Here is a 24,472-nt window from a genome sequence, read left to right on the forward strand (position 1 = left end):
CCCAACCTCCATTCAGGCTGAGCCTGTCGACGCCCCGCTCTTTGCTTGAAGCGTTTGAGAAAAGTGCAGCCCCCTTCGACTGCCTGCTTGCAGCAGGCGCTCAGGACAGGCTTCGACAGGCTCAGGGCGAACGGATCATCTTGCGGCGCGCGCGCTTAACTTCGCATATTTCCCGCCAAATGCGACATAAGGATGCGCGGGCGTGATCCTATCGGAAAGCGGGAGCGTCGTTGGCGCAGAGCGACGATTGAGAAAGAAGCGTCGTCATCCTGCCTTGGAAAGCAGGCGATAGGACAGGCGCGCCCATCCCCGCTCCCAATGAAAAAGGCCGGTGGATCGCTCCACCGGCCCCTTCCTGATCAGCAAAGCGCCGGACTTCTTTGAAGTCGCGATCGAACCGCGGATGAGCGATGCCCACCCGCTACGATCGCTTTTAGAAGTCCATGCCGCCCATGCCGCCCATGCCGCCGGGCATGCCGGCCGGAGCCGGCTTGTCTTCGGGCAGTTCCGAAACAGCGGCTTCGGTGGTGATCAGCAGACCAGCGACCGAGGCAGCGTTCTGGAGCGCGGTGCGCACGACCTTGGTCGGGTCGATGACGCCAGCGGCGACGAGGTTTTCATAGGTGTCGGTCGACGCGTTGAAGCCGAACGAGGTGTCAGCCTGATCGAGCAGCTTGCCCGACACGACGGCGCCGTCATGGCCAGCGTTTGCGGCGATCTGGCGAACCAGAGCCGTCAGCGACTTGCGGACGATGTCGATGCCGCGGGTCTGGTCGTCGTTCGCGCCGGTGACGCCTTCGAGAACCTTGGTCGAGTAGAGCAGAGCCGTGCCGCCGCCGGGGACGATGCCTTCTTCGACGGCTGCGCGCGTGGCGTGCAGGGCGTCGTCGACGCGGTCCTTGCGTTCCTTGACTTCGACTTCCGTCGCGCCGCCGACCTTGATGACGGCCACGCCGCCAGCGAGCTTCGCCAGACGTTCCTGAAGCTTTTCACGGTCATAGTCCGAAGTGGTGACTTCGATCTGCGCACGGATCTGTTCGGTGCGGCCCTTGATCGAGTCGGCTTCACCGGCGCCATCGACGATGGTGGTGTTGTCCTTGTCGATGGTGACGCGCTTGGCGGTGCCCAGCATGCCCAGGGTCACGGATTCCAGCTTGATGCCCAGGTCTTCCGAGATCACTTCGCCCTTGGTCAGGACGGCGATGTCTTCCAGCATGGCCTTGCGGCGATCGCCGAAGCCAGGCGCCTTGACAGCCGCAACCTTCAGGCCGCCGCGCAGCTTGTTGACGACCAGGGTCGCCAGCGCTTCGCCTTCGATGTCCTCAGCGATGATCAGGAGCGGACGGCCCGACTGAACGACGGCTTCCAATATGGGAAGGATCGACTGAAGGTTCGACAGCTTCTTTTCGTGGATCAGGATGTACGGATCAGCCAGCTCGACAGCCATCTTTTCCGGGTTGGTGATGAAGTAGGGCGACAGGTAGCCACGGTCGAACTGCATGCCTTCCACGACGTCCAGTTCGAAGTCGAGACCCTTGGCCTCTTCCACGGTGATGACGCCTTCCTTGCCGACCTTTTCCATGGCTTCGGCGATCTTTTCGCCGACTTCACGGTCGCCATTGGCCGAAATGATGCCGACCTGGGCAACTTCCGACGAACCCGAAACCGGCTTCGAGCGCGACTTGATGTCTTCGACAACCTTGGCGACGGCGAGATCGATGCCGCGCTTCAGGTCCATCGGGTTCATGCCGGCGGCAACCGACTTCATGCCTTCGCGCACGATGGCCTGAGCCAGGACGGTCGCGGTGGTGGTGCCGTCACCGGCGATGTCGTTGGTCTTCGAAGCAACTTCGCGGACCATCTGGGCGCCCATATTCTCGAACTTGTCCTTCAGCTCGATTTCCTTGGCGACCGAAACACCGTCCTTGGTGATGCGGGGCGCGCCGAAGCTCTTGTCGATGACGACGTTGCGGCCCTTCGGCCCCAGAGTCACCTTGACCGCGTCGGCCAGAATGTCGACGCCGCGCAGGATGCGCTCACGAGCGTCACGCGAAAACTTTACGTCCTTCGCTGCCATGATCTAATTCCTTTGAAAAATGGGGAAATCTGAAAACCGAAATTCCTGGGTATCGCTTAGGCGACGATGCCGAGAATGTCCGATTCCTTCATGATGAGCAGGTCTTCACCGTCGACCTTGACTTCGGTGCCCGACCACTTGCCGAACAGAACGCGATCGCCAGCCTTGACGTCCAGCGGCGTAACCTTGCCGTCTTCGGCCTTCGTGCCCGAACCGACAGAGACGATTTCGCCTTCCTGCGGCTTTTCCTTGGCGGTGTCGGGGATGATGATGCCACCGGCAGTCTTCGCTTCCGCTTCGATGCGGCGAACGAGAACGCGGTCATGCAACGGACGAAATGCCATGTTGATTGCCTTTCCCTTGGCGTTTGGGATCAGAAGGGCGCACGGGAAGCCGGAGTCGCGCTCCGAATATGCCCTGTCCGCCTATCCTTCTCCCGATGAACTCTTTCTTGTTAGCACTCACTATAGGGGAGTGCTAGCGGCATGCATATGGAAAAGTCGATCCGCTGGTCAAGAGCGGGCAAGCGGAATTTTTTACGCCGCCCGTCCGTTTCCTGCACAGGCTTTTCCAGCGCATGGCGCGGCATATAGGCGCTTCCACCCCGATCGACACCGCCCACGCGACGGATTGCGCGGATATTGCGGTCATTCCTGATATATGTCGTTTCGGGAATCTTTGATGACAGGGGCATCGCGCGCGCGTGTCGCCGGTTGAAGGCGGCATAAGCAGAAGGAGAGGATGATGCTCTACACCACGATACTCGCCGCCGTCGACGTCCACAGCCCGGCGCTGGCCCGTGCCGCCATCGCCAGCGCCGCCACAATCGCCGGTGCGCAGGGGACCGTCCATATCCTCTATGTCCGCTATTATCTGCCAACCCGCTATTCCGAATTGCTGTCGGGCGATTTCGACGAGCGCGAGGAAGAGGACGCCATCGCCGACATGAAGACATGGGCCAGCGAGGCTGGGCTGGACGAGGCGCGCACGCAGATATTCACCCGGCGCGGGCGGGTGCGGGACGAAGTGATCACCGAAGCGCAGCGGCGCAAGGCCGACCTGATCGTCATTGCTTCGCACCAACCGACGCTGAGTTCCAAACTGCTGGGATCGAACGCATCGGCCATCGTCCACCAGTCGCCGGTCAGCGTGCTGGTGGTGCGGACGGATGCGCAATAATCATCGGTCGTTGAGAGAGGCTTGGTTGCGGGCGGCGGAACCGCTTCCTACCTGCGGGCAAGATTTCCCTTCATTGGAGGCTTGCCCGCATGACCGACAGCTATACCCCGCCCAAAGTCTGGATCTGGGACAAAAGTAACGGCGGCGCCTTCGCCAATATCAACCGGCCGATCGCCGGAGCCACCCATGACAAGGCGCTGCCGGTGGGCGAGCATGGCTTGCAACTCTACTCGCTCGCCACGCCCAACGGGCAGAAGGTGACGATTATGCTGGAGGAGTTGCTGAAGGCGGGCGTTGTGGCGGCGGATTATGACGCATGGCTGATCAGGATTGGCGATGGCGACCAGTTTTCCAGCGGCTTTGTGGAGGTGAACCCCAACAGCAAGATCCCCGCCCTACTGGACCGCAGCGTATCGCCGCCGCAGCGCGTGTTCGAATCCGGTTCGATCCTGCTCTATCTGGCGGAGAAATTCGGCAAATTCCTGCCGACCGATCCGGCCGGGCGGACCGAGGCGCTCAATTGGCTGTTCTGGCAGATGGGCGCGGGGCCGCTGCTGGGTGGCGGCTTTGGCCATTTCTTCGCCTATGCGCCGGAAAAATATGAATATCCGATCAACCGCTATACGATGGAAGTGAAGCGGCAACTGGACGTGCTGGACCGGCGGCTGGCGGACAATGAGTATATCGCAGGCAGCGAATATTCGATCGCCGACATCGCGATCTGGCCCTGGTATGGCGGGCTGGTGCTGAACCGGGCCTATGGCGCGGCGGAGTTTCTGGATGCGCAAAGCTATGCGAACGTGCTGCGCTGGGCCAGGCAGATCGACGCGCGGCCGGCGGTGAAGCGCGGGCGCATGGTCAACAAGGCGAACGGGCCGCTGGAAGAGCAACTGCACGAACGCCATGCCGCCAGCGATTTCGAGACGAAGACGCAGGACAAGCTGGAAGGGGCGGGTTGATTATTCCCCCTCCCGCAGGCGGGAGGGGATTGAAGGAAGCTCAATAGCCCACCGTGAACCGCGCCTTGCTGTGCTGCGGATTTTCGATCTCATCGACCAGGGCGATGGCATAGTCGGCGTAAGAGATGCTGCTGTTGCCATCGGCATCGACCAGAAGCTGGTCCTTGCCGAGGCGGAAGCTGCCCTTGCGGTCGCCCACGAAGAACAGGGCCGAGGGCGACAGGAAGGTCCAGTCGATGTCATCCACGCCGCGCAGATAGGTCAGGAAGTCGGCGCCCCTCCCCGCTTCGGCCTTATAGACTTGCGGAAATTCCGGCGTGGTGATGAGGGGGACGCCGGGCGCCACCTCCAGACTGCCCGCGCCGCCGACCACCAGATAGCGCGGCACGCCAGACGCGCGTACGACGCCCACCAGCGATACGGGATCGGTGTCGGAGAACATGACGGCGCTAACCACCGCATCATGGCCACGGATCGCGTCGACCAATGCAGCGGGATGGTTGACGTCGCCGGCCACCGCCGTCACGCCATCAGCCGCGACCGCATTTTCGGGATGGCGGGAAATAGCCGTCACCTGATGCCCGCGCCGCGCCAGTTCCGCGCTGATTTCCCTGCCCGCACGGCCGCTGCCGCCGATGATCGCCACGTTCATATCCTATCGCTCCATAGATAGTTACCAATGGAAACCAGATAGCGATTAGGGTATCAGGATCACAAGAAGGCACTTGGCCATCACCTGGTTACGCCGAGGATACCGACCATGACCGAACCCCAGTTGCTGCGCATGGGCGACGCCTATAATCCCGATTGCCCGACCCGGCAGATACTCGACCGGATCGGCGACAAATGGGCGGTGCTGGTGCTGTTGACGCTGAAGGACGGGCCGGTGCGCTTCAATGACCTGCGGCGGCGGATCGGCGCGATTTCGCAGAAGATGCTGTCGCAGACGCTCAAGAGCCTGGAGCGCGACGGGCTGGTCAGCCGTGCCGCCTTCCCCACCGTGCCGGTGACGGTGGAATATAGGCTGACGCCGCTGGCGGACGGGCTGATCGGCATATTGGACCAGATAACCCGATGGGCCGAAGCCCATGTCGGTGACATCATGACGGCGCGGCGCGCGCATGACGGGCAGGAGGCGATGGCGGCCTGACGTTCGAGCATGTCGATAACGCGCGCGCTGGCTTCTCGACGGGCGGTTCTCGACTTCGCTCGAACCTGCTCGAAGCGAACGGGTTGGGTTAAGGGCGTGAAGCGCTACCCTGCGGCTTTCACGATGTCCGCCCATGCCTGTTCGGTTATGACTTCGATGCCGAGCGCCGTGGCCTGTTTGAGTTTGGCGCCAGCGCCCGGACCCGCGACCACCAGATCGGTCTTGGCGCTGACGGAGCCGGCCGCCTTGGCGCCCAGACGCTCCGCCTGCGCCTTCGCCTCGTCGCGGCTCATGGTTTCCAGCTTGCCGGTGAAGACGACGATCTTGCCCGTAACGGCGCTGGCGGTGGTTTCCACCACATAGTCGGGCGGGGACACTTCGGAGAGAAGGTCTTCCCACGCCTCCACATTATGCGGCTCGTGGAAGAAGTCGGCGAGCGCATGGCCGACCGCAGCGCCGACATTTTCGACGCCAATATGTTCGGCGATCGCCTTGTCGCGCCTGGCCTGCGTTTCGGCCGGATCGACGGCGGCGCGCAGGGCGATGATCTCTGCGGCCAGCGTGCGGATGGCGGGCAGCGTGGTGTAGCGCTTCAGCAGATCGCGCGCCGTCACCGCGCCGACATGGCGGATGCCAAGGCCAAAGAGCAGCTTCGCGGCGTCGGGCGCGCGCTTCGCCTCGATCGCAGCGAGGAGATTGTCGACCGACTTTTCCTTCCAGCCTTCGCGGCCCAGCAGATCGGAGCCATGCTTTTTCAGGCGGAAAATGTCGGCCGGCTCCGTGATCCAGCCAAGGTCGAGAAATTCCTGAATGGTCTTTTCGCCCAGTCCTTCAATATCCAGCGCGGCGCGGCTGACGAAATGGCGCAACCGCTCGAACCGCTGGGCCGGGCAGATGAGGCCGCCGGTGCAGCGAAAATCGACTTCCTCCTCTTCACGCACCGCTTCAGAGCCGCAGACGGGGCAATGGGTCGGGAAGGGAAAGGGATTGCGGGCTTCGTCGCGGGTCAGATTTTCGACCACCTGCGGGATGACGTCGCCCGCGCGCTGGACCACGATGCGGTCGCCGGGACGCACGCAAAGCCGGGCGATCTCGTCGGCATTGTGGAGCGTGACGTTGGAGACGACGACGCCGCCGACGGTGACGGGGGTCAGGCGGCCAACGGGGGTGAGCTTGCCGGTGCGGCCGACCTGAATGTCGATGGCTTCGAGCGTGGTCTGGGCGCGTTCGGCGGGGAATTTATGCGCGATCGCCCAGCGCGGCGCCTTCGCGACGAAGCCCAGACGCTGTTGCCAGTCGAGCCGGTCGACCTTGTACACCACGCCGTCAATGTCGAAGGGCAGGTCTGCGCGCGCGGTTTCAATGCCGCGATAATGGGCGATCAGCGCGTCGAGGCTGTCGACGCAAGCGAGCATGTCGGAAACCGGCAGGCCCCAGCTTGCGATCGCCTGCATCACGCCCAGTTGCGTGTCGGCGGGCAAGGCGCTGTGCGCGCCCCAGCCATGGGCCAGGAAGCGCAGCGGGCGGCTGGCGGTGACGGCGGCGTCCTTCTGGCGTAGCGATCCGGCGGCGGCGTTGCGCGGATTGGCGAATTGGCGCGCCTTTTCCGGGTCTTCCGCTTCGGCCAGCAGGCGGGCGTTGAGGGCGACGAAATCCTCCTTCGCCATGTAGACCTCCCCACGCACCTCGAACAGATCGGGGATGTTCGGGCCGGTCAGGCGCTGGGCGATGTCGGCGATGGTGCGGACGTTGGCGGTGACATCCTCCCCCGTTGCGCCATCGCCGCGGGTGGCCGCCAGCACCAACTCACCCTGTTCATAGCGGAGCGAGCAGGATAGGCCGTCAATTTTGGGTTCGGCGGTCAGCGCCAGTGGCTCGGCTTCGGGCAGCGCGAGGAAGCGGCGGACGCGGGCGAGAAATTCGGCGATGTCCTCGTCCGAAAAGCCGTTGTCGAGGCTCATCATACGGACCGCGTGGGGCACTTTCTTCAGCGTCGAGGTGGCGGCGGCGCCGACCAAAGCATTGGGCGAATCGGCGCGGATCAGGTGCGGGAATTGCGCTTCGAGGGCATTATTCTCCCGGATCAGCGCGTCATAATCCGCATCGCTAATCTCTGGCGCGTCCTGATCATGATAGAGGCGGTTATGCTTCGCCACCTCCCTGGCAAGGCGCATCAGGCGGTTGGCGGCTTCGGTAAGGCTGGCGGGATCGGTCATTTATTTAGATGCTCAAACAAGGCGAGAAGGAAAAAGAAAGCCACCAGTAACCCGCTGACAATCAAGTAAGCTATCAAAAGCGGCTTTAGAGGGCGACCTTTCAGCATACCTCCGAGGAAAAATGGCAAAAATGGTACCCCCATCGTAACGGGGATCGAGAATAAGAATTGCGTCAACGTAAGCGGCATAAGTTAGCCCCTTATCAAAAGCACTGTCACTGAAGCAGGAGCAAGTCGGATTAGCCCCCCGCCACCGGCACGGTTTCAAAATGCTGGGGGAAGCCGGCGATGATCGGGCGGGCCTTGCTGATGGCGGCGCGCACGGCGGGGAGTTTGAGGGAGGCGGCGTGGCTTTCGCGGCTGTCCCAGACTTCGGTGATCCAGAGCGCATCGGGATTGGCGCTGTCGAGCGCGACGCCATAGGAGAGGCAGCCGGGCATCGCGCCGGTCGCTTCCGTCAGGATAGCGACCAGTTCGTCGCGCTTGCCGGGGCTGGCGAGCATTTGACCGATCAGGCCATAGCGGGGCTTTGCCTCCTGCGCGGCGGTGGGGATCGCTGTTGCGGCGATCATGACGGCGGTGAGGCCGAGCATGTCTCTGCGATTATGGGTCATGCGCCTATCCTCCCCGTTCGGTTCGAGCTTGTCGAGAACCCTGTGCCCAAATTCTCGACAAGCTCGAACCGAACGGGAGAAAGAGTCAAGCCTCCAGCAACCGTTCCGCCTGCGCCCTTGCTTCGGCGGTGATTTCCGCGCCGGAGAGCATGCGGGCGATTTCTTCGCGGCGTTCGGCGTCGCTCAGCGCATGGACGCCGGTGCGGGTTACGGTGCCGTCGCTGGATTTGGCGATCAGCATATGGCCTGCGCCCCGCGCGGCGACCTGCGGGCTGTGGGTGACGACGAGAATCTGGTTGCTTTGGGCGAGGCGTGCAAGCCGTTCGCCAATAGCGTCTGCCACCGCGCCGCCCACGCCCCGGTCGATTTCGTCGAAGATCAGCGTGTCCGCCCCGCCCCGTTCGGCCAGAGCGACCTTGAGCGCGAGAATGAAGCGGGAGAGTTCGCCGCCCGACGCGATCTTGGCCAGCGGGGCGAAGGGCGCGCCGGGGTTGGTCGAGATTTCGAACTCCACCCGGTCCATGCCCTGCGCGCTCCACTGGCCCTCGTCCAGCGGCGCGACCACGGTGCGGAAGCGGGCGGCGTCCAGCTTCAAGGGCGCGAGTTCGCCCGCGACTGCCGCGTCGAGGCGGCCGGCGGCCAGTTGGCGTTCGGCCGACAAGGCTTGCGCGGCGGCGCGATAGGCGGCGGCCTTTGCCGCGACATCCTTTTCGAGCGCGGCGATATGCTCCTCCCCGCCCTCGATCGCGGCGAGTTTCGCGGCCATCTCGTCGCGCAGGGCGGCAAGATCATCGGGCGCGACCTGATGCTTGCGGGCAAGGCCGCGCAGGTCGAACAGGCGGGTTTCGATCGCGTCCAGCCGGGCGGGATCGAAGCTCAGCGCCTCGGCGGCTTCGGCAAGACGATCCTCCGCCTCCCCCGCCTCCACCACGGCGCGGTCGAGCGCTTCGAGCACGGCGGTCAGCAGCGGCTCCTCCCCGGCGATGCGGTCGAGCCGGCGCGCGGCCTGGCGCAACTGGGCAAGGCCGCCGTCCGATCCGGTCAGGCAATCGCTGACGGCGGACAGATCATCAGTCAGGCGCGCGCCCTTCTGCATGGTGGCGCGTTCTTCGGCGAGCGTCGCCTCCTCGCCGGCTTCGGGCGCGAATTTGCGCAATTCCTCGACCGCGTGGGTCAGATAATCGCGATCGCGCGCGGCGTTGGCGACGATGGTGCGGGCTTCGGCGAGCGCGGTTGTAGCAGCGCGCCATGCGCCATGGGCGGCGGCGATCGCGCCGGCTTCGCAGCGGCCATAGCTGTCCAGCAGCGCGCGGTGGCCGCGCGGGTTAAGCAGACCGCGATCGTCATGCTGACCGTGAATTTCGACCAGCGATCCGCCAAGGTCGCGCAGCAGCGCCGCCGAGCAGGGCTGATCATTGACGAAGGCGCGGCTGCCCCCATCGGCCTTGACCAGGCGGCGGATCAACAAAGGCTCGCCCGGTTCGATGTCGATGCCATTTTCGATCAGCAGCGCGGTGGCGCGATGATCGACGGCGGGCGGATCGAAGCTGGCGACGACGCTGGCCTGCGCTTCGCCGGCGCGGACAAGGCCGCTGTCTGCGCGCGCGCCCAGCGCCAGCCCCAGCGAATCGAGCAGGATCGATTTGCCCGCGCCGGTTTCGCCGGTCAGCACGGACAGGCCCGCGCCGAACTCCAGGTCCAGCGCCTCGATCAGCACGACATTGCGGATGGCGAGCGAGGTCAGCATTTCACCAGACTCCCCCCTCCCTTTCCAGGGAGGGGCCGGGGGTGGGTGCGGCGCGACAGCGACGCCTTGCAACGGTGAGGCCGGACGCGCCCCCTGCGGGGTCGCGACCCACCCCAACCCCTCCCTTGAAAGGGAGGGGCTAAAGAGAGTTAAGCCTTGACGCCATGTTCCTGCATCAGTTTGTAGCTGCGTTCATACCATTTGGTGCCGGGATAGTTGCGGCCCAGGACGGCGGCAGCCTTTTGCGCTTCGGCCGGGATGCCGAGCGAAAGATAGGATTCGACCAGACGCTCCAGAGCCTCCGGCGTATGCGTGGTCGTCTGATATTTATCGATCACTGTGCGGAAGCGCAGCGTGGCGGCCAGCCATTGGCCGCGACGCTGATAGAAGCGGCCGATCTCCATTTCCTTGCCGGCAAGGTGATCATTGACCAGATCGACCTTCAGACGGGCGTCGGCGGCGTAGCGCGTGTCGGGATAGCGGCGGATCAGTTCGCCCAGCGCGTCCATCGCCTGCTGCGTGATCTTCTGATCGCGGGTAACGTCGGCAATCTGTTCATAATAGCAGAGCGCGATCAGATAATAAGCGTAGGGCGCATCCTTGTTGCCGGTGTGGATCGACAGGAAACGCTGCGACGCGCTGATCGATTCCGGGTAATCCCGGTTCATATAATAGCTGAACGCCGACATGAGCTGCGCCCGGCGCGCCCAGGGCGAATAGGGATGCTGACGTTCGACTTCGTCGAACAGCGCGGCGGCAAGCTTATACTGACCGCGATCGAGCCGCGCCTTGCCGCTGTTGTACAGCGTCGAGACGTCGCGCGCGACATAGAGGGTATCGGCCTTGTTCTTCGACGTCGAGCAACCCGACAACAGAGCAGCAAGCAGAACCGGAGCGGCCAGAACGCGGATGGGCGCGCCGATGCGCGTCAGGGTTTTCGTCAGCATGGCGGCGGTCATAGCCGAGCCGATGGCGCTCGCCAAGCGGCAGAATGCGGCGGCATCAACAGGCCGTCGCGAGCGGCAGGTCGAGGCGGGCGACGGCCCCCGCGACCAGGCCCGGCGACAGGCTGAAACGCCCGCCCAGTTGCGCCGCGAGCGCATTGGCGATGCGCAAGCCAAGCGAGTCCGTCTGCGTCGTTTCGAAATCGGCGGCGACGCCATGGCCATCATCGGCGACGCGCAGCACCAGCGCATCCCCTTCCGCCGCGAGGGTCACGTCGATGCTGCCGGCCCGATCGGACAGGCCATGTTCGATCGCGTTGCTGACCGCTTCGGCCACCACCAGCGCGAGCGGCACGGTGACGTTGGGATCAAGCACCATGCCGCCGGGCGCATCGATCGACAGGCGGATGTCGGCGCGGCCGGATGCATCGAGCACATCGGCGGTCAGCGCGGTGAGGAAGGTCGCCATATCCTGCCCCGTGCGTTCGGGGTCATAGAGGGTGCGACTGATGCGGCCGACCAGCGCCAGCCGTTCCGATGCATCGTCCAGCGCGCGGCGGGCCACATCATGGTCGATATGGCGGCGCTGGAGCGAGAGCAGAGCGGCGACGACCTGAAGATTGTTCGACACGCGATGCTGCAATTCGCGGAACAGCAATTCGCGATTTTCGGCCAGCAGGCGGCTGCGTTCCCGCTCCACCGCCAGATTATAATTGGCCCGCTGCATGAAATGGATCAGCACGATGTCGACCGCCACGACGCCGGTGTAGAACAGCATCGCCACGGCGACGGCCGGATTGAGCGTGAGCCGGCCATAGGGCGGAATGAAGAAATACCAGGACAGGAAGCCGCAGACGATGGCGGCGAAGATGCCGGGCCGCACGCCGAACAGGAAGGAGGTGAGAATGACGGCGGGGAAGAAGGTGACGAAGGGATAGCCAAAGGGCAGCAATGGTTCGGCCGCCCAGCGCAGCAGCAAGGCGGCGGCGCAGAAGATCAGCGTCAGGCCATAAGCATAGACCGGCCGATCGAGGACGAGCGGCAGGCGTTCGACAAAGCGCTCGTTACTCCTGTGCATGGATGTCCCCGGATGGCCTTTTGTTACAGTAGCAGAACTTTCGGCCTCTGCCTTGATCGAAATCAGTCGCTTGTCGCTTTGCGACGGAACGAAAAAGGGCGCCCGGTCGGACCGGACGCCCCTTTTCTGTCAGCAGATGCCGACCGATCAGTCCTGGGTCAGGAAGTCGGGCAGACCGCCGCTGGGACCGTCATTGCGGTCGCCGCCTTCGCTGCGCGGGCCACGGTCGCGACGCGGACCGCGATCGCCACCACGGTCTCCGCCGCGACCGCCACGGTCGCCGCCATCACGGCGCGGGCCACGGCCACGATCACCACGATCACCGCGCGGTTCACGCGGTTCGCGGGCCGGACGGGTATCTTCCAGTTCCTCGCCGGTTTCCTGATCGACGACGCGCATGGACAGGCGCACCTTGCCGCGCGGGTCGATTTCGAGAACCTTGACCTTCACTTCCTGGCCTTCCGACACAACGTCGGTCGGCTTTTCGACGCGCTCATTCTTCATTTCGGAGACGTGGACGAGGCCGTCCTTGCCACCCATAAAGTTCACGAAAGCGCCGAAGTCGACGATGTTGACGACCTTGCCGGTGTAGATCTTGCCGACTTCCGCTTCCTCGACGATGCCCAGGATCCACTTCTTGGCGGCTTCGATCTGGGCGGTGTCGGACGAGGAAATCTTGATGATGCCTTCATCGTCAATGTCGACCTTCGCGCCGGTTTCGGCGACGATTTCGCGGATGACCTTGCCGCCGGTGCCGATGACGTCCCGGATCTTCGACTTGTCGATCTGGATCGTTTCGATGCGCGGAGCGTGCGCCGACAATTCGGTGCGGGTCGACGACAGCGCCTTGCTCATCTCACCCAGAATGTGTGCGCGGCCTTCCTTGGCCTGGCGCAGCGCGACTTCAAAGATTTCCTGCGTGATGCCGGCAACCTTGATGTCCATCTGCATGGTGGTGATGCCCGCTTCCGTACCGGCCACCTTGAAATCCATGTCGCCCAGATGATCTTCGTCGCCAAGGATGTCGCTCAGGACAGCGAAATTCTTGCCTTCCAGGATCAGGCCCATGGCGATGCCCGACACCGGGCGCTTCAGGGGCACACCGGCGTCCATCATCGAGAGCGAACCGCCGCAGACGGTCGCCATCGAGGAGGAACCGTTCGATTCGGTGATGTCCGAAAGAACGCGGATGGTGTAGGGGAATTCGTCCTTGCTGGGCAGGACGGGGTGCAGAGCGCGCCATGCCAGCTTGCCATGACCCACTTCACGACGACCCGGCGCGCCGAAGCGGCCGACTTCACCGACCGAATAGGGCGGGAAGTTATAGTGCAGCATGAAGTTTTCATAATGCAGGCCAGTGAGGCCGTCGATCATCTGCTCGGCGTCCTTGGTGCCCAGCGTGGTGGTGCAGATGGACTGCGTTTCACCGCGCGTAAACAGGGCCGAACCATGGGTGCGGGGCAGGAAGCCAACCATCGCCTCGATCGGACGGATCTGGGTGGTGGTGCGGCCGTCGATGCGCTTGCCGTCCTTCAGGATGGCGCCACGCACGATTTCGGCTTCCAGCTTCTTGGTCAGCTTGATGCCGGCCATCACGGTCTGGGCGTCGAGGCCGTCGGCCGCGAACTGGGCCTTCGCCTTGGCGCGGGCTTCGTTCAGCGCGTTCGAGCGGGCCGACTTGTCGGTCAGCTTGTAGGCGGCGGTGATGTCCTTGCCGATCAGCTTCTTCAGCTTCTTCTTTAGATCTTCCAGATCATCGCCCTTGGCAACTTCCCACGGATCCTTGGCAGCCTTTTCCGCCAGGTCGATGATCGCGTCGACGACCTTCTTGCTGGCTTCATGGGCGAACAGGACGGCGCCCAGCATGACGTCTTCCGACAGTTCCTTGGCTTCGGATTCGACCATCATCACCGCGTTGCCGGTGGCGGCGACGACCAGGTCGAGTTCGCCGGCCTTCACTTCGTCAAGGCTCGGGTTCAGCTGATATTCGCCATCCTTGTAGCCGACGCGCGCGGCGCCGATCGGCCCCAGGAAGGGCACGCCCGACAGGGTCAGCGCGGCCGAAGCGGCGATCATCGCCACAATGTCAGGCTCGCTTTCGCCGTCGAAGCTCAGAACCTGAGCGATGACGTTGATTTCGTTATAGAAACCTTCAGGGAACAGCGGGCGGACCGGACGGTCGATCAGGCGGGAAACCAGCGTTTCCTTTTCCGTGGCGCCGCGTTCACGCTTGAAGAAGCCGCCGGGAATGCGACCGGCGGCCGAATATTTTTCCTGATAATGGACGGTCAGCGGGAAGAAGTCCTGCCCTTCCTTCACCGACTTGGCGGCGGTCACGGCGCAGAGCACCACGGTTTCGCCATAGGTCGCCAGCACGGCGGCGTCAGCCTGACGCGCGATACGGCCTGTTTCGAGGGTCAGCGTCTTGCCGCCCAACTCGATTGATACCTTCTTTACATCGAACATAGAATTTTCCTTCGCCCACCTGGCCCTATTGCCGGGCGGGGCCTGTGATGCGGGCTAACCGGCCCGCTGCGGTGTCGGGGCATCGTGTGGCCCCTGAGATGAAACGGGTCGCCGGATTGCGCCCCTTCCAGAATCGGAAACGGCCCCGAATGGGGCCGTCCCTTTGTAGCAGGCTTACTTGCGCAGGCCCAGCTTGGCGATGAGGTCGGTGTAACGCGCCCCATCCTTCTTCTTCAGATAGTCCAGCAGCGAACGGCGCTTGTTGACCAGCATCAGCAGGCCGCGACGGCTGTGGTTATCCTTGTGATGCGACTTGAAATGCTCGGTCAGGTTGGTGATGCGCTCCGTCAGGATCGCAACCTGGACTTCCGGCGAACCGGTGTCGCCTTCAACGCGGGCATATTCCTTGATAAGCGCTTCCTTGCGCTCGGCAGTGATCGTCATCTGTCTTCTTCCTTCGGCATCAGGTTAAATCCACGCACGACCCGGATGTCTCCGTCCTGCGCTTCGACCAGCGCCACGGGAATGACCCCGTCTAACGCCAGATGAAGGCCGGTGGCAATGGCGTGACCGACAAGCACCTTCCCCTGTCGGAGAGCCAGCGCATCATCGGGAGAGACTGCAAGAGCCGGGATGTCGTCCAGCCCTGCGGTCAACGGCAGCATAAGTCCGCCGATTGCGCCGCCCCTAGCAGCTTCGTCCAATTTGTCCAGCGAAATCGCGGTTTCCAGGGTGAACGGCCCGGCCTTCACCCGGCGCAGCATGGTGACATGGCCGACCGTGCCGAGCGCTAGCGATATATCGCGAGCGAGGGAGCGGATATAGGTGCCCTTGGAAACATGGGCGGTCAGGGTGATGGAAGCGAGCGCCCCCTCCTCCGTTCGGTTCGAGCTTGTCGAGAACCCTTGCGCGCCGTTCTCGACAAGCTCGAACCGAACGGAGGTCAGCCTGTAAATGGTCACGCTGCGCAGCTTCATTTCCACCGCCTCCCCCTTTCGGGCGAGGTCATAGGCGCGCTGGCCGTCGATCAGGATGGCGCTGTAGGCGGGCGGCGTCTGTTCGATGGGACCAGTGAAGCGCGGAAGGACGGCCTCCACATCGGCCAGCGTGGGGCGGTGGTCGCTTTGCGCAATCACTTTTCCTTCCAGATCGAGCGTGTCGGTCTGCGCGCCGAATTCGATCGTGAAATCATAGATTTTGTCGCTGTCGAGCATCCGGCCGGCCAGCTTGGTCGCCTCCCCGATCGCGATCGGCAGCACGCCGGTCGCCAGCGGATCGAGCGTGCCGCCATGGCCGACCTTCCACTTTTCGGCGCCCCCCAGCACCTCTCTTTGCGTGCGCAGCGCGCGCTTGACCGCGCTGACCGCCTGCGTCGAGCCAAGGCCAAGGGGTTTGTCGAGGATGATCCAGCCGTGCATGGCGGCGGCCCTTATCCCTGCGCGACCAGCCTGTCACGCCATTCGTCGGCGAGGATGGAATAGATGATGGTGTCGCGGACATGGCCGGTCCAGGTGATCCGTTGTTTCCGCAGCACGCCTTCGCGCACCGCGCCCAGCTTCTCCACCGCCTTTTGCGACCGGACGTTGCGGACGTCGATGCGAAATTCGATGCGGGTGAAGCCGCAGTCCAGCGCCCGACCGATCAGCAAAGGCTTGATCCGGCTGTTCAGGCCGGTGCCGCGCGCGGCGGGGGCCATATAGGTGCCGCCCAATTCCAGGGCATTGTCTTCGGGATGGAGGTGCAGATAGCCCGACATGCCGACCGCAACGCCATCGGCGTGGATCAGGAAGGGGCAGCGATCCGGGTTGGCGATGGTCGCGTCAAAGGCGGCGTCGAAATCCGCGCCGGCCCAGCGGCTGGGATAAATATCCCATACCGGGTCATCAGCCGGACAGATCGCGCGCAATTCTTCCCGATGTTCTGCGCGCAATTGCTCCAGAGAAAGGCCCGGCACGTCGATCGGCGCAAGCAGCTGGTCGATCCGGTTCATCGCTGCATCTGCTCCACGAAATGGCGGCGGCACAGCGCCACATAGCGGTCATTGCCGCCAATTTCGGTCTGGTCGCCCTGTCGGATCGCCCTGCCCTGCGCGTCGACACGCAGGTTCATGGTCGCCTTGCGCCCGCATTCGCAGATCGTCTTGATCTCGCTGAGCGTGTCGGCCAGGCCCAGCAAGGCGGCGCTGCCGGGGAAAAGCTGACCCTGAAAATCGGTGCGGATGCCATAACACAAGACGGGAATGCCCAGCCGGTCAGCCACACCGCCCAATTGCCACACCTGCGCTTCGCCCAAGAACTGCGCCTCGTCCACCAGCACGCAGGAGAGCGGCGTGGCGGCATGCTGCGCGGCGATGGCGGACAGCATGTCGGTTGCAGCGTCGAACAGATGCGCCTGGGCCTCCAGCCCGATGCGCGACACGATCCGGCCATGGCCATAACGATCGTCCAGCGCGGCGGTCCACAGCATCGTGTCCATGCCGCGTTCGCGATAGTTGAAGTCCGATTGCAGCAGCGTGGTCGATTTGCCCGCATTCATCGAGCTATAGTAGAAATAGAGTTTCGCCATATTGGGGCGGTCTAAAGCGATTTCGAGGCGGATGGAACATCCGCCGACTCGGAATCATCAGATCAGCGAAGCTAAATCGCGACAATCAAAGACTATCGCATTGTCGGAGCAACGCCAGCAAGGAAACGGACCAGCGCGTCGGCAAGGGCAATACGCTTGTCGGAAAAACTATGGTCGGTCGGCCAGACCATCAGCCGCGTGCCCGGATTGGCGCCCTGCGCATCGGCGGCGGCCTTGCGCGCCATGGCGCCGATGCCCCGATCCGCGCCGATCATCGTCAGCGGCCGACGGCCATAGCCGGCAAGGCGGCGGCCCAGATCGAACTTCGCGCCGTCCGCCTTGATCTCGCCGGTCAGGCTGTCATAGGTCGCGCCGTTGAGCGGCGGCAGGTCGCCGGCCACTTCGGCTTTCCAGACCGCTTCGCCTTCCGGCGTGGCGAGTGCGGCGACGGTCTGCGCCGGATCCCAGGGATCGATCAGGAACAGGCCGGCGACGCGCGGTTCGGCGGCGGCGGCATCGGCCGCCATGAAGCCGCCCATGCTGTGTCCGGCCACCACGATCGCGCTGGTGTCGATGCGATATTTCGCCACGGCCGAGGGCTGCTGGAGGAATTGCAGCGCGGCGAAGGCGTCCTGCGACGCATGGCCGAAGGAGAAGGTGCCGGGGCTGCCCCAGGAACCACGATAATGAAGGGTCAGGACGTTCCATCCGGCGCGCCGCGCGGCCTGCGCCAGATCAAGATTCTGCTCATTGCCGGGAAAGCCGTGGAGCAGCAGCAGCGTGGGGTGCGTGCCGGAGCCTGCGGCGGTATACATGACCGCGTTCATGGCGCCATCCTCGACCGGGATAACAAAGGCGCTCATGCCGGCGGGGTAAGCCGCGTCGGGCCTAGGATCGGCGATGACGGCGGGGTGGATGGCGGGGTCTTTGGCGAGGGCGGGCGTGATTGCGCAAGACAGAAGCGCACAAGACAACCAGAAAGCCCGCATGATTATTCCCCGTTTTTATATCAAGGTAATGACGGCAACGGGCGGGGAAACCCCCGCCAGTTTTTCCATCCGCCGGTCGAATGTCAGAAAGCCGTCGGTATCGCCAGCCATCGACAGATGCATCATGTCCGCAAAATCCGCGCCGGCCGCGAAGCGATCCAGCACCCAATGCATAGCGATCGGAAATCCGATTGCTTCTGGCAAATCTATGACCTCCCGGAAGGCCGTTTCGATCCGCGGGCGCGACCAATTATAGCTAGCGCGCAAGACCCATTCGGTTTCTATCGCCACTGTTGGCAGCAGCACAAATCCCTGACTGATGTGCGCAGCCGCCAATTCAGCCTGAGCGAGGTCATCGCCAGTCAGAAAGCGGACCAGTACATTGGTGTCGATGGCTGCTGCCATCAGTCCTTCCGGTCGCGAAACATCTGCGCAATCGCCTCGTCCATCTCTTCAATGGAAACCGGCGGACCTTGATGCTGGTAGCGCGCCCGGATGCCGGCCATGATCTCTTCGAAACTGCGACCGGACTTCTTATGCTGAGGCTTGAGCAGCACGCCGCCAGCCATAGGCACGACATCAAGCACCTGACCCGGCGCAAGGCCCAGCTGATCGCGCACATCCTTGGGGATGACGACCTGGCCTTTGGCCGACAGGGTGGTCTTGGCGTTCATGACGGTAAGATGCGTCTTACCGCAAACGAAGTCAATCTTCGCCCTCGTCCGGGGTCAGGTCGCGGGCGACCTTGGGATCGCGCAGCAGCTTGTCGATATGGCTGCCCTCATCAAAGCTTTCGTCGGCCAGGAATTTGAGCTTCGCCGCATATTTGAGGCGAATGCGGTGCGCGACTTCGCGCTGGAGATAGGCGGTGTTGGTGCGCAGCGCCTTCAGCACCGCCTCCTCATCCTGCCCCAGCAGCGATTTGATGAAGACGGTGGCGTGGCGCAGGTCGGGCGACATGCGCACTTCGGTGACGCTGACGACATGCTTTGCCAGCACATCATCATGCACATCGCCGCGTTGCAGAATGTCCGAGAGGACATGGCGCACCTGTTCGCCCACGCGCAGCAGGCGGACGGAGGGGCCTTCGGGTTGGTTCGACATAGTACCTCCCCTCCCGCTTGCGGGAGGGGCCGGGGGTGGGCTCTTCCCACCGGCCATAACAATATAGGAGAGGGCGAGCCCACCCCCTACCCCCCTCCCGCAAGCGGGAGGGGGAATATTGAATTACAGCGTGCGGGCGCGTTCCTCGACTTCGAACAGTTCGAGCGTATCGCCGACCTTGATGTCGTTGGTGTCCTGAAGGACCGCACCGCATTCCATGCCGGCGCGTACTTCGGACACGTCGTCCTTGAAACGGCGGAGCGAGGCGATGTTGGTGCGCGACACGATGACATCGTCGCGGGTGAGGCGCGCCGACAGACCCTTGCGGATGATGCCGTCGAGGACGAGCAGACCAGCCGCCTTGTCCTTCTTGCCGGCCGGGAACACCTGAAGCACTTCGGCGCGACCCACGATCGTTTCGATGCGTTCGGGCGCCAGCTGGCCCGCCATTTCGCCACGCACTTCTTCAAGAAGGTCGTAGATCACATCATAATAGCGCAGCGAAATTTTCTCGCGCTCCGCCAGCTGACGCGCCTTGGCGTTGGGACGGACGTTGAAGCCGATCAGCGGCGCGCGGCTGGCGGCGGCCAGCGTAACGTCGCTTTCGGTGATCGCGCCGACACCCGAATGCAGGATGCGCACCTTGATCTCGTCGGTCGAAATCTTGTTGAGCGACGATACGATCGCTTCGACAGACCCCTGCACATCGCCCTTCACCACCACCGGATATTCGATAACCTTGGTGCTGAGCGCCGAGAACATATTCTCGAAGCTGGTGGGCGCAGCCGTGGTGCGCTTGCGGGTCGCCAGTTCCTGACGATAGGCGGCGACTTCGCGGGCGCGGGCTTCGTTTTCGACAACGGTGAGCTGATCGCCCGCCATCGGCACGCCCGACAGGCCCAGCACCTCGACCGGGGTCGAGGGACCGGCAAGCTTCACCTGCTGCCCCTTGTCATTGATCATCGCGCGGACCTTGCCGCTTTCCGACCCGATGACGAAGGTGTCACCGATCTTGAGCGTGCCCTTGCGGACCAGCACGGTGGCGACGGCGCCACGGCCCTTGTCCAGCTGCGCCTCGATCACATTGCCTTCGGCGGCGCGATCGGGGTTGGCGGTCAGTTCCATGACTTCGGCCTGGAGCAGGATCTTTTCGATCAGTTCGTCAAGGCCGGTCTTCTTGAGCGCCGACACTTCCACGTCCTGAACGTCGCCGCCCATATCCTCGACCACGACCTCTTCGCTCAGCAGGCGCTCACGCACCTTCTGCGGATTGGCTTCGGGCTTGTCGCACTTGTTGATCGCAACGATCATCGGCACGCCAGCGGCCTTGGTGTGGTTGATGGCTTCCACCGTCTGCGGCATCAGACCGTCGTCGGCCGCCACCACCAGGATGACGATGTCCGTGACGTTGGCGCCGCGGGCGCGCATTTCCGAGAAAGCTTCGTGGCCCGGCGTATCGAGGAAGGTGATGACGTCACCGCCCTTGGTCTTCACCTGATAGGCACCGATATGCTGGGTGATGCCGCCGCTCTCGCCGGCAACCACATCGGTCCCGCGCAGCGCGTCGAGCAGCGAGGTCTTGCCATGGTCGACATGGCCCATGATGGTGACGACAGGCGCACGGGGCTTGAGCGTTTCGAACGCGTCAATCTCGCCTTCCATGCCGATTTCGACGTCGGCGTCGGACACGCGCTGGATGCGGTGGCCAAATTCTTCCACCAGCAGTTCCGCCGTATCCTGATCGATCGACTGGTTGAGCGTGACGGCGGTGCCCATCTTGAACAGCGACTTGACCAGATCCGCGCCCTTTTCGGCCATACGGTTGGCAAGTTCCTGAACGGTGATGCTTTCAGGCACGATCACGTCGCGGCTCTGCTTTTCGCGCGTCTTCGACCCGCCCGAATAATGGGCGCGACGTTCCTTTTCGCGAGCGCGCTTGAGCGCGGCGAGCGAGCGGGCGCGCGCGCTGTCGTCATCGGCCAGCGCCTTGGTGACGGTCAGCTTGCCAGCCTGGCGACGATTATCCTCGCCCTTCTTGGCGCGATCGGGCTTGGCCGGTTCGGGACGCTTGATCGGCGCGACCGGGGTAAAGCGGCGCGGCGGCGGCATGGTGGACGCCGTGGTCGCAGGCTTCGCTTCGGCAGCGGCGGGCGCAGCGGGCGCCGCTTCGGGCGCGGCAGCAACAGGCGCAGCCTCTTCCACCGGCGCAGGCGCGGGCGCCTTTGCAGCTTCCTCGGCGGCCTTTGCGGCTTCTTCAGCCTGACGCGCGGCTTCCGCCTCGGCATTTTCGGCGGCCTGGCGATTTTCTTCGGCGCGACGCTTTTCTTCTTCGCTGGCGGCAAGGCGCGCGGCGTCTTCACGACGACGAGCATCCTCCAACGCGTTCATGCGGGCTTCTTCCGCCTCGCGCAGCAGCTTTGCCTGCAATTCCTGACGCGACATCAGGCTTTGCGGCGGGGTGTGGCGCACCGGCGCAGGCTGCGGGGCGCGCGCCTGCGGCTGTTGCGGCGCGGGTGCGGCCGGACGGGGCGCTGCGGGCGCAGGCGCCGATTCGGTCTGGGGCGCAGCCGCAGGAGCGCCACCGGTCGTCTCACCGGGCTTGCCCAGGACGCGGCGCCGCTTCACCTCAACCACGACCGTATTCTTGCGGCCATGGCTGAACTGCTGCTGCACCTGGCCGGATTCGACGGTCCGCTTGATGCCCAGCGGCTTGCGACCCAGAACCGGCTTGTCTTCCTTGCTGTCACTCATATGATCGAACTTAACCCTTCACTTCCGCTTCGGCCGGATAGGCCCGCCGACGCCCTATATTCTTCGATGCCGTTCCGGCCCTTGCCCGTCAGAGCGATATGCTCATTCCAGAACGCCCGGCGCATCAGCGGAGACATGCTCCCCATGCACGGACGCTCCGTTAGCGCAACCCAGATAGCTTTCCAAGCGGCCTATGGCCGCGCGCAGGCGCGAAGCTGCCCGCGAGTCGGTCACCGCGATATGGACGACATTGTCGCGCCCCATTGCCATAGATAGGGCATCGCGGTCCACAGGCAAGGTGACACCCGCCAAATCCGTGCCTTCCGCTTCCTGGCCGACGCGCAGCGCCTGATCCAGTTTACGGTTGCCGTCCGCCGCCGCATCGGCGGCATGAAGCAGCAACTGCACCTGCCCCTTGCGACAGGCGACGTCGATCTTTTCCGATCCGGTCAGAACCATCGACGCCTTCGCTTCCAGCCCCAGCCGGTCGAGCAGCGCCTTGCGCAACCCATCCTCGATCAGAGCCGGCAAATTTTCTGGAATCTGAAGGTCGCCATCCTTGAAGGAGCGCGCCAGCGCGCCGCGCAGCTTGCCCTTGGCCAGGGCAGTTTCAAGCTCCGCGCGCGACACGCCGACCCAGGCGCCCCGCCCCGGCGCCTTGGCGCGGATGTCGGGGAGCACCTGTCCTTCCGGGCCAATAGCCAGCCGGATCAGCGTTTCGGGATCGGCGCGGTCGCCGCTCAATATGCATTTGCGTTCGGTCATTTTTCCTCCCCGGCACGGGGAGGTGGCAGGCCGCAGGCCTGACGGAGGGGGCTCGCCCCGCCGCACACCCCCTCCACCACTCGCTGCGCGAGCGGTCCCCCTCCCCGTACCGGGGAGGAGTGAGGTTGCAATGTTGGAGTGTTTATTCTCTCATCGGGGAGTGTCCGCAACATAGGCGTCCTCCCTTGATGGAGGGAAAGAAACGACAGCCGTCCGCTGCCCCGGCCGCTCGCAGAGCGACCAGGTGAAATCAGCAAGACGGGTGTCGGTTGCAATCATGGAGACTTAGGCTTCCTCTTCGAACCAGTGGGCGCGGGCGGCCATGATGATCTCATTGCCCTGCTCGTCGGACAGGCCATAGGCCGCCAGGATGCCGCCCTTGTCGTCGCTGTTGCTGTCAGACTTGCGACGGCGCTGATCGATGCGCTTCTTCTGCACCAGTTCGTCGGTGGCGAGGTCTGCAAGGTCGTCCAGCGTCTTGACGCCCGCCTTGCCCAGCGTGACCAGCATCGCTTCGGTCAGATGCGGCATGTCGGCCAGAGCATCCTCGACGCCCAGCGCCTGACGCTCTTCGCGATTGGCCTGCTCGCGCCGCTCCAGCGCTTCCTGCGCGCGGCTCTGCAATTCGGCGGCCAGTTCCTCGTCGAAACCTTCGATCGCGGCCAGTTCGTCCACCTCGACATAGGCGACTTCTTCCAGCTCGCCAAAGCCTTCGGCAACCAGCAGCTGCGACAGGGTTTCGTCCACGTCCAGTTCGTTCTGGAACATTTCGGAACGGGCGACAAATTCCTTCTGGCGCTTCTCGCTGGCGTCAGCCTCGGTCATGATGTCGATCGCCTTACCGGTCAGCTGGCTGGCGAGGCGGACATTCTGGCCGCGACGGCCGATGGCGAGCGAGAGCTGATCGTCAGGCACGACGACTTCGATGCGCTCTTCTTCCTCATCGATGACGACACGGGCGACCTGAGCGGGCTGAAGCGCGTTGACGACGAAGGTGGCCGTGTCTTCCGACCAGGGGATGATGTCGATCTTTTCGCCCTGCATTTCCTGCACGACGGCCTGAACGCGGCTGCCCTTCATGCCGACGCAGGCCCCGACCGGATCGATGCTGCTGTCGCGGCTGATGACGCCGATCTTGGCGCGAGAACCCGGATCGCGGGCGGCGGCCATGATGGTGATGACGCCGTCATAGATTTCTGGGACTTCCTGCGCGAACAGCTTCTTCATGAATTCAGGATGCGCGCGGCTGAGGAAAATCTGCGGGCCGCGATTTTCGCGGCGCACGTTCAGCACGACCGAACGGATGCGGTCGCCGACGCGGACGACTTCGCGCGGGATCTGCTGATCGCGGCGGATCACGCCTTCGGCGCGGCCCAGATTGACGACGACATGGCCAAATTCGACCGACTTGACGACGCCGGTGATGATCTCACCCACGCGGTCCTTATATTCGTCATACTGGCGCTCACGCTCGGCGTCGCGGACCTTCTGGAAGATCACCTGCTTGGCCGACTGGGCGTCGATACGGCCGAGGTCAATCGCGGGCAGCGGATCGACGATGAAGTCGCCGACGACAGCGTCCTTCTTCAGCTTGGCGGCCTGCTTGAGGTCCACCTGCTTGAAATAATCCTCGACCGTTTCGACCACTTCAACCACGCGCCACAGGCGCAGGTCGCCGCTGTCCGGGTCCAGCTTCGCGCGGATGTCGTTTTCGGCGCCGTAGCGGGCGCGCGCGGCGCGCTGAATCGCGTCTTCCATCGCCTCGATGACGATGGCCTTGTCGATCATCTTTTCGCTGGCCACCGAATTGGCGATGGCGATCAGTTCGGCCCGATTGGCGGAAATGGCGTTGGCCATGACTTTATGAAC

General features: G+C 63.7%; 23 protein-coding genes. 3 read left to right on the forward strand and 20 right to left on the reverse strand.

Annotated elements, in window-relative coordinates; genetic code table 11:
• Positions 1-433 precede the first annotated feature (433 nt).
• Together groL and groES are read right to left on the reverse strand one after the other, a co-directional pair.
• Positions 434-2,077, reverse strand: coding sequence for a chaperonin GroEL (gene groL / locus ACFOKF_RS12635; protein WP_380796035.1), 1,644 nt, complete (start codon positions 2,075-2,077; stop codon positions 434-436).
• Between the two features lie 56 nt (positions 2,078-2,133).
• The gene (gene groES / locus ACFOKF_RS12640) at positions 2,134-2,421 is read right to left on the reverse strand and encodes a co-chaperone GroES (RefSeq protein ID WP_380796036.1); all 288 of its coding nucleotides are present in this window, start codon (positions 2,419-2,421) and stop codon (positions 2,134-2,136) included.
• Positions 2,422-2,821: 400 nt separating this feature from the next.
• On the opposite strand from groES, the gene ACFOKF_RS12645 reads away from it, so the two are divergent.
• Positions 2,822-3,256, forward strand: a complete 435-nt coding sequence (locus ACFOKF_RS12645; RefSeq protein WP_380797786.1) for a universal stress protein — start codon at positions 2,822-2,824, stop codon at positions 3,254-3,256.
• 89 nt (positions 3,257-3,345) lie between these two features.
• On the forward strand, positions 3,346-4,215 hold the full coding sequence (yghU, locus tag ACFOKF_RS12650; protein WP_380796037.1) for a glutathione-dependent disulfide-bond oxidoreductase: 870 nt from the start codon (positions 3,346-3,348) through the stop codon (positions 4,213-4,215).
• A 40-nt stretch (positions 4,216-4,255) separates the two neighbouring features.
• Here the strand turns inward: yghU and ACFOKF_RS12655 are convergent, their stop codons facing one another.
• Complete coding sequence (locus ACFOKF_RS12655; protein ID WP_380796038.1) at positions 4,256-4,867, reverse strand: NAD(P)-dependent oxidoreductase; 612 nt, start codon at positions 4,865-4,867, stop codon at positions 4,256-4,258.
• Between the two features lie 108 nt (positions 4,868-4,975).
• On the opposite strand from ACFOKF_RS12655, the gene ACFOKF_RS12660 reads away from it, so the two are divergent.
• Positions 4,976-5,365, forward strand: coding sequence for a winged helix-turn-helix transcriptional regulator (locus ACFOKF_RS12660; protein ID WP_380796040.1), 390 nt, complete (start codon positions 4,976-4,978; stop codon positions 5,363-5,365).
• A 104-nt stretch (positions 5,366-5,469) separates the two neighbouring features.
• Here the strand turns inward: ACFOKF_RS12660 and ligA are convergent, their stop codons facing one another.
• The 17 genes from ligA to nusA all read right to left on the reverse strand — a co-directional run bounded on the left by ligA (position 5,470) and on the right by nusA (position 24,460).
• Positions 5,470-7,581 carry an NAD-dependent DNA ligase LigA gene (ligA, locus tag ACFOKF_RS12665; protein WP_380796042.1) on the reverse strand — a complete coding sequence of 704 codons (2,112 nt, stop codon included), beginning with the start codon at positions 7,579-7,581 and terminating at the stop codon, positions 5,470-5,472.
• Between the two features lie 238 nt (positions 7,582-7,819).
• Positions 7,820-8,194 carry a putative quinol monooxygenase gene (locus tag ACFOKF_RS12670; protein ID WP_380796043.1) on the reverse strand — a complete coding sequence of 125 codons (375 nt, stop codon included), beginning with the start codon at positions 8,192-8,194 and terminating at the stop codon, positions 7,820-7,822.
• Positions 8,195-8,279: 85 nt separating this feature from the next.
• Positions 8,280-9,941, reverse strand: a complete 1,662-nt coding sequence (gene recN / locus ACFOKF_RS12675) for a DNA repair protein RecN (protein ID WP_380796044.1) — start codon at positions 9,939-9,941, stop codon at positions 8,280-8,282.
• 149 nt (positions 9,942-10,090) lie between these two features.
• Positions 10,091-10,888: an outer membrane protein assembly factor BamD gene (locus ACFOKF_RS12680; RefSeq protein WP_380796045.1), complete on the reverse strand. Its 798-nt coding sequence runs from the start codon at positions 10,886-10,888 to the stop codon at positions 10,091-10,093.
• A gap of 55 nt (positions 10,889-10,943) precedes the next feature.
• On the reverse strand, positions 10,944-11,963 hold the full coding sequence (locus ACFOKF_RS12685) for a sensor histidine kinase (protein ID WP_380796046.1): 1,020 nt from the start codon (positions 11,961-11,963) through the stop codon (positions 10,944-10,946).
• A gap of 147 nt (positions 11,964-12,110) precedes the next feature.
• Positions 12,111-14,429 carry a polyribonucleotide nucleotidyltransferase gene (gene pnp / locus ACFOKF_RS12690; protein WP_380796047.1) on the reverse strand — a complete coding sequence of 773 codons (2,319 nt, stop codon included), beginning with the start codon at positions 14,427-14,429 and terminating at the stop codon, positions 12,111-12,113.
• 174 nt (positions 14,430-14,603) lie between these two features.
• The gene (gene rpsO / locus ACFOKF_RS12695) at positions 14,604-14,873 is read right to left on the reverse strand and encodes a 30S ribosomal protein S15 (protein ID WP_380796049.1); all 270 of its coding nucleotides are present in this window, start codon (positions 14,871-14,873) and stop codon (positions 14,604-14,606) included.
• Positions 14,870-15,847 (reverse strand): tRNA pseudouridine(55) synthase TruB, encoded by a 978-nt coding sequence (truB, locus tag ACFOKF_RS12700; protein WP_380796050.1) that lies wholly within the window; start codon positions 15,845-15,847, stop codon positions 14,870-14,872. The genes rpsO and truB overlap by 4 nt, the downstream gene beginning before the upstream one ends.
• An 11-nt stretch (positions 15,848-15,858) precedes the next feature.
• Positions 15,859-16,419: a GNAT family N-acetyltransferase gene (locus ACFOKF_RS12705; RefSeq protein WP_380796051.1), complete on the reverse strand. Its 561-nt coding sequence runs from the start codon at positions 16,417-16,419 to the stop codon at positions 15,859-15,861.
• A complete protein-coding gene (locus ACFOKF_RS12710; RefSeq protein WP_380796052.1) occupies positions 16,416-16,994 on the reverse strand; it encodes a thymidine kinase in 579 nt (192 codons plus the stop codon). Before ACFOKF_RS12710 ends, ACFOKF_RS12705 begins: the two co-directional genes overlap by 4 nt.
• Positions 16,995-17,086: 92 nt before the next feature.
• On the reverse strand, positions 17,087-17,983 hold the full coding sequence (locus ACFOKF_RS12715; RefSeq protein ID WP_380796054.1) for an alpha/beta hydrolase family protein: 897 nt from the start codon (positions 17,981-17,983) through the stop codon (positions 17,087-17,089).
• Between the two features lie 15 nt (positions 17,984-17,998).
• Positions 17,999-18,388 (reverse strand): type II toxin-antitoxin system VapC family toxin, encoded by a 390-nt coding sequence (locus tag ACFOKF_RS12720; RefSeq protein WP_380796055.1) that lies wholly within the window; start codon positions 18,386-18,388, stop codon positions 17,999-18,001.
• Complete coding sequence (locus ACFOKF_RS12725) at positions 18,388-18,657, reverse strand: AbrB/MazE/SpoVT family DNA-binding domain-containing protein (RefSeq protein ID WP_380796056.1); 270 nt, start codon at positions 18,655-18,657, stop codon at positions 18,388-18,390. Before ACFOKF_RS12725 ends, ACFOKF_RS12720 begins: the two co-directional genes overlap by 1 nt.
• Before the next feature lie 31 nt (positions 18,658-18,688).
• On the reverse strand, positions 18,689-19,087 hold the full coding sequence (gene rbfA / locus ACFOKF_RS12730) for a 30S ribosome-binding factor RbfA (protein WP_380796058.1): 399 nt from the start codon (positions 19,085-19,087) through the stop codon (positions 18,689-18,691).
• Between the two features lie 123 nt (positions 19,088-19,210).
• A complete protein-coding gene (infB, locus tag ACFOKF_RS12735) occupies positions 19,211-21,838 on the reverse strand; it encodes a translation initiation factor IF-2 (RefSeq protein WP_380796059.1) in 2,628 nt (875 codons plus the stop codon).
• A 102-nt stretch (positions 21,839-21,940) separates the two neighbouring features.
• On the reverse strand, positions 21,941-22,603 hold the full coding sequence (locus tag ACFOKF_RS12740; RefSeq protein WP_380796061.1) for a DUF448 domain-containing protein: 663 nt from the start codon (positions 22,601-22,603) through the stop codon (positions 21,941-21,943).
• Between the two features lie 285 nt (positions 22,604-22,888).
• On the reverse strand, positions 22,889-24,460 hold the full coding sequence (gene nusA, locus ACFOKF_RS12745) for a transcription termination factor NusA (protein WP_380796063.1): 1,572 nt from the start codon (positions 24,458-24,460) through the stop codon (positions 22,889-22,891).
• Positions 24,461-24,472 lie beyond the last annotated feature (12 nt).

Origin of the sequence: Sphingobium rhizovicinum, from assembly GCF_042647625.1 — a bacterium.
Lineage (GTDB): Bacteria > Pseudomonadota > Alphaproteobacteria > Sphingomonadales > Sphingomonadaceae > Sphingobium > Sphingobium rhizovicinum.

Excerpts from the sequence above, each read along its gene's own strand:
- groL (WP_380796035.1), bottom strand. The coding sequence starts at position 2,077 with ATGGCAGCGAAGGACGTAAAGTTTTCGCGTGACGCTCGTGAGCGCATC.
- groES (WP_380796036.1), bottom strand. The coding sequence starts at position 2,421 with ATGGCATTTCGTCCGTTGCATGACCGCGTTCTCGTTCGCCGCATCGAA.
- ACFOKF_RS12645 (WP_380797786.1), top strand. The coding sequence starts at position 2,822 with ATGCTCTACACCACGATACTCGCCGCCGTCGACGTCCACAGCCCGGCG.
- yghU (WP_380796037.1), top strand. The coding sequence starts at position 3,346 with ATGACCGACAGCTATACCCCGCCCAAAGTCTGGATCTGGGACAAAAGT.
- ACFOKF_RS12655 (WP_380796038.1), bottom strand. The coding sequence starts at position 4,867 with ATGAACGTGGCGATCATCGGCGGCAGCGGCCGTGCGGGCAGGGAAATC.
- ACFOKF_RS12660 (WP_380796040.1), top strand. The coding sequence starts at position 4,976 with ATGACCGAACCCCAGTTGCTGCGCATGGGCGACGCCTATAATCCCGAT.
- ligA (WP_380796042.1), bottom strand. The coding sequence starts at position 7,581 with ATGACCGATCCCGCCAGCCTTACCGAAGCCGCCAACCGCCTGATGCGC.
- ACFOKF_RS12670 (WP_380796043.1), bottom strand. The coding sequence starts at position 8,194 with ATGACCCATAATCGCAGAGACATGCTCGGCCTCACCGCCGTCATGATC.
- recN (WP_380796044.1), bottom strand. The coding sequence starts at position 9,941 with ATGCTGACCTCGCTCGCCATCCGCAATGTCGTGCTGATCGAGGCGCTG.
- ACFOKF_RS12680 (WP_380796045.1), bottom strand. The coding sequence starts at position 10,888 with ATGCTGACGAAAACCCTGACGCGCATCGGCGCGCCCATCCGCGTTCTG.
- ACFOKF_RS12685 (WP_380796046.1), bottom strand. The coding sequence starts at position 11,963 with ATGCACAGGAGTAACGAGCGCTTTGTCGAACGCCTGCCGCTCGTCCTC.
- pnp (WP_380796047.1), bottom strand. The coding sequence starts at position 14,429 with ATGTTCGATGTAAAGAAGGTATCAATCGAGTTGGGCGGCAAGACGCTG.
- rpsO (WP_380796049.1), bottom strand. The coding sequence starts at position 14,873 with ATGACGATCACTGCCGAGCGCAAGGAAGCGCTTATCAAGGAATATGCC.
- truB (WP_380796050.1), bottom strand. The coding sequence starts at position 15,847 with ATGCACGGCTGGATCATCCTCGACAAACCCCTTGGCCTTGGCTCGACG.
- ACFOKF_RS12705 (WP_380796051.1), bottom strand. The coding sequence starts at position 16,419 with ATGAACCGGATCGACCAGCTGCTTGCGCCGATCGACGTGCCGGGCCTT.
- ACFOKF_RS12710 (WP_380796052.1), bottom strand. The coding sequence starts at position 16,994 with ATGGCGAAACTCTATTTCTACTATAGCTCGATGAATGCGGGCAAATCG.
- ACFOKF_RS12715 (WP_380796054.1), bottom strand. The coding sequence starts at position 17,983 with ATGCGGGCTTTCTGGTTGTCTTGTGCGCTTCTGTCTTGCGCAATCACG.
- ACFOKF_RS12720 (WP_380796055.1), bottom strand. The coding sequence starts at position 18,388 with ATGGCAGCAGCCATCGACACCAATGTACTGGTCCGCTTTCTGACTGGC.
- ACFOKF_RS12725 (WP_380796056.1), bottom strand. The coding sequence starts at position 18,657 with ATGAACGCCAAGACCACCCTGTCGGCCAAAGGCCAGGTCGTCATCCCC.
- rbfA (WP_380796058.1), bottom strand. The coding sequence starts at position 19,087 with ATGTCGAACCAACCCGAAGGCCCCTCCGTCCGCCTGCTGCGCGTGGGC.
- infB (WP_380796059.1), bottom strand. The coding sequence starts at position 21,838 with ATGAGTGACAGCAAGGAAGACAAGCCGGTTCTGGGTCGCAAGCCGCTG.
- ACFOKF_RS12740 (WP_380796061.1), bottom strand. The coding sequence starts at position 22,603 with ATGACCGAACGCAAATGCATATTGAGCGGCGACCGCGCCGATCCCGAA.
- nusA (WP_380796063.1), bottom strand. The coding sequence starts at position 24,460 with ATGGCCAACGCCATTTCCGCCAATCGGGCCGAACTGATCGCCATCGCC.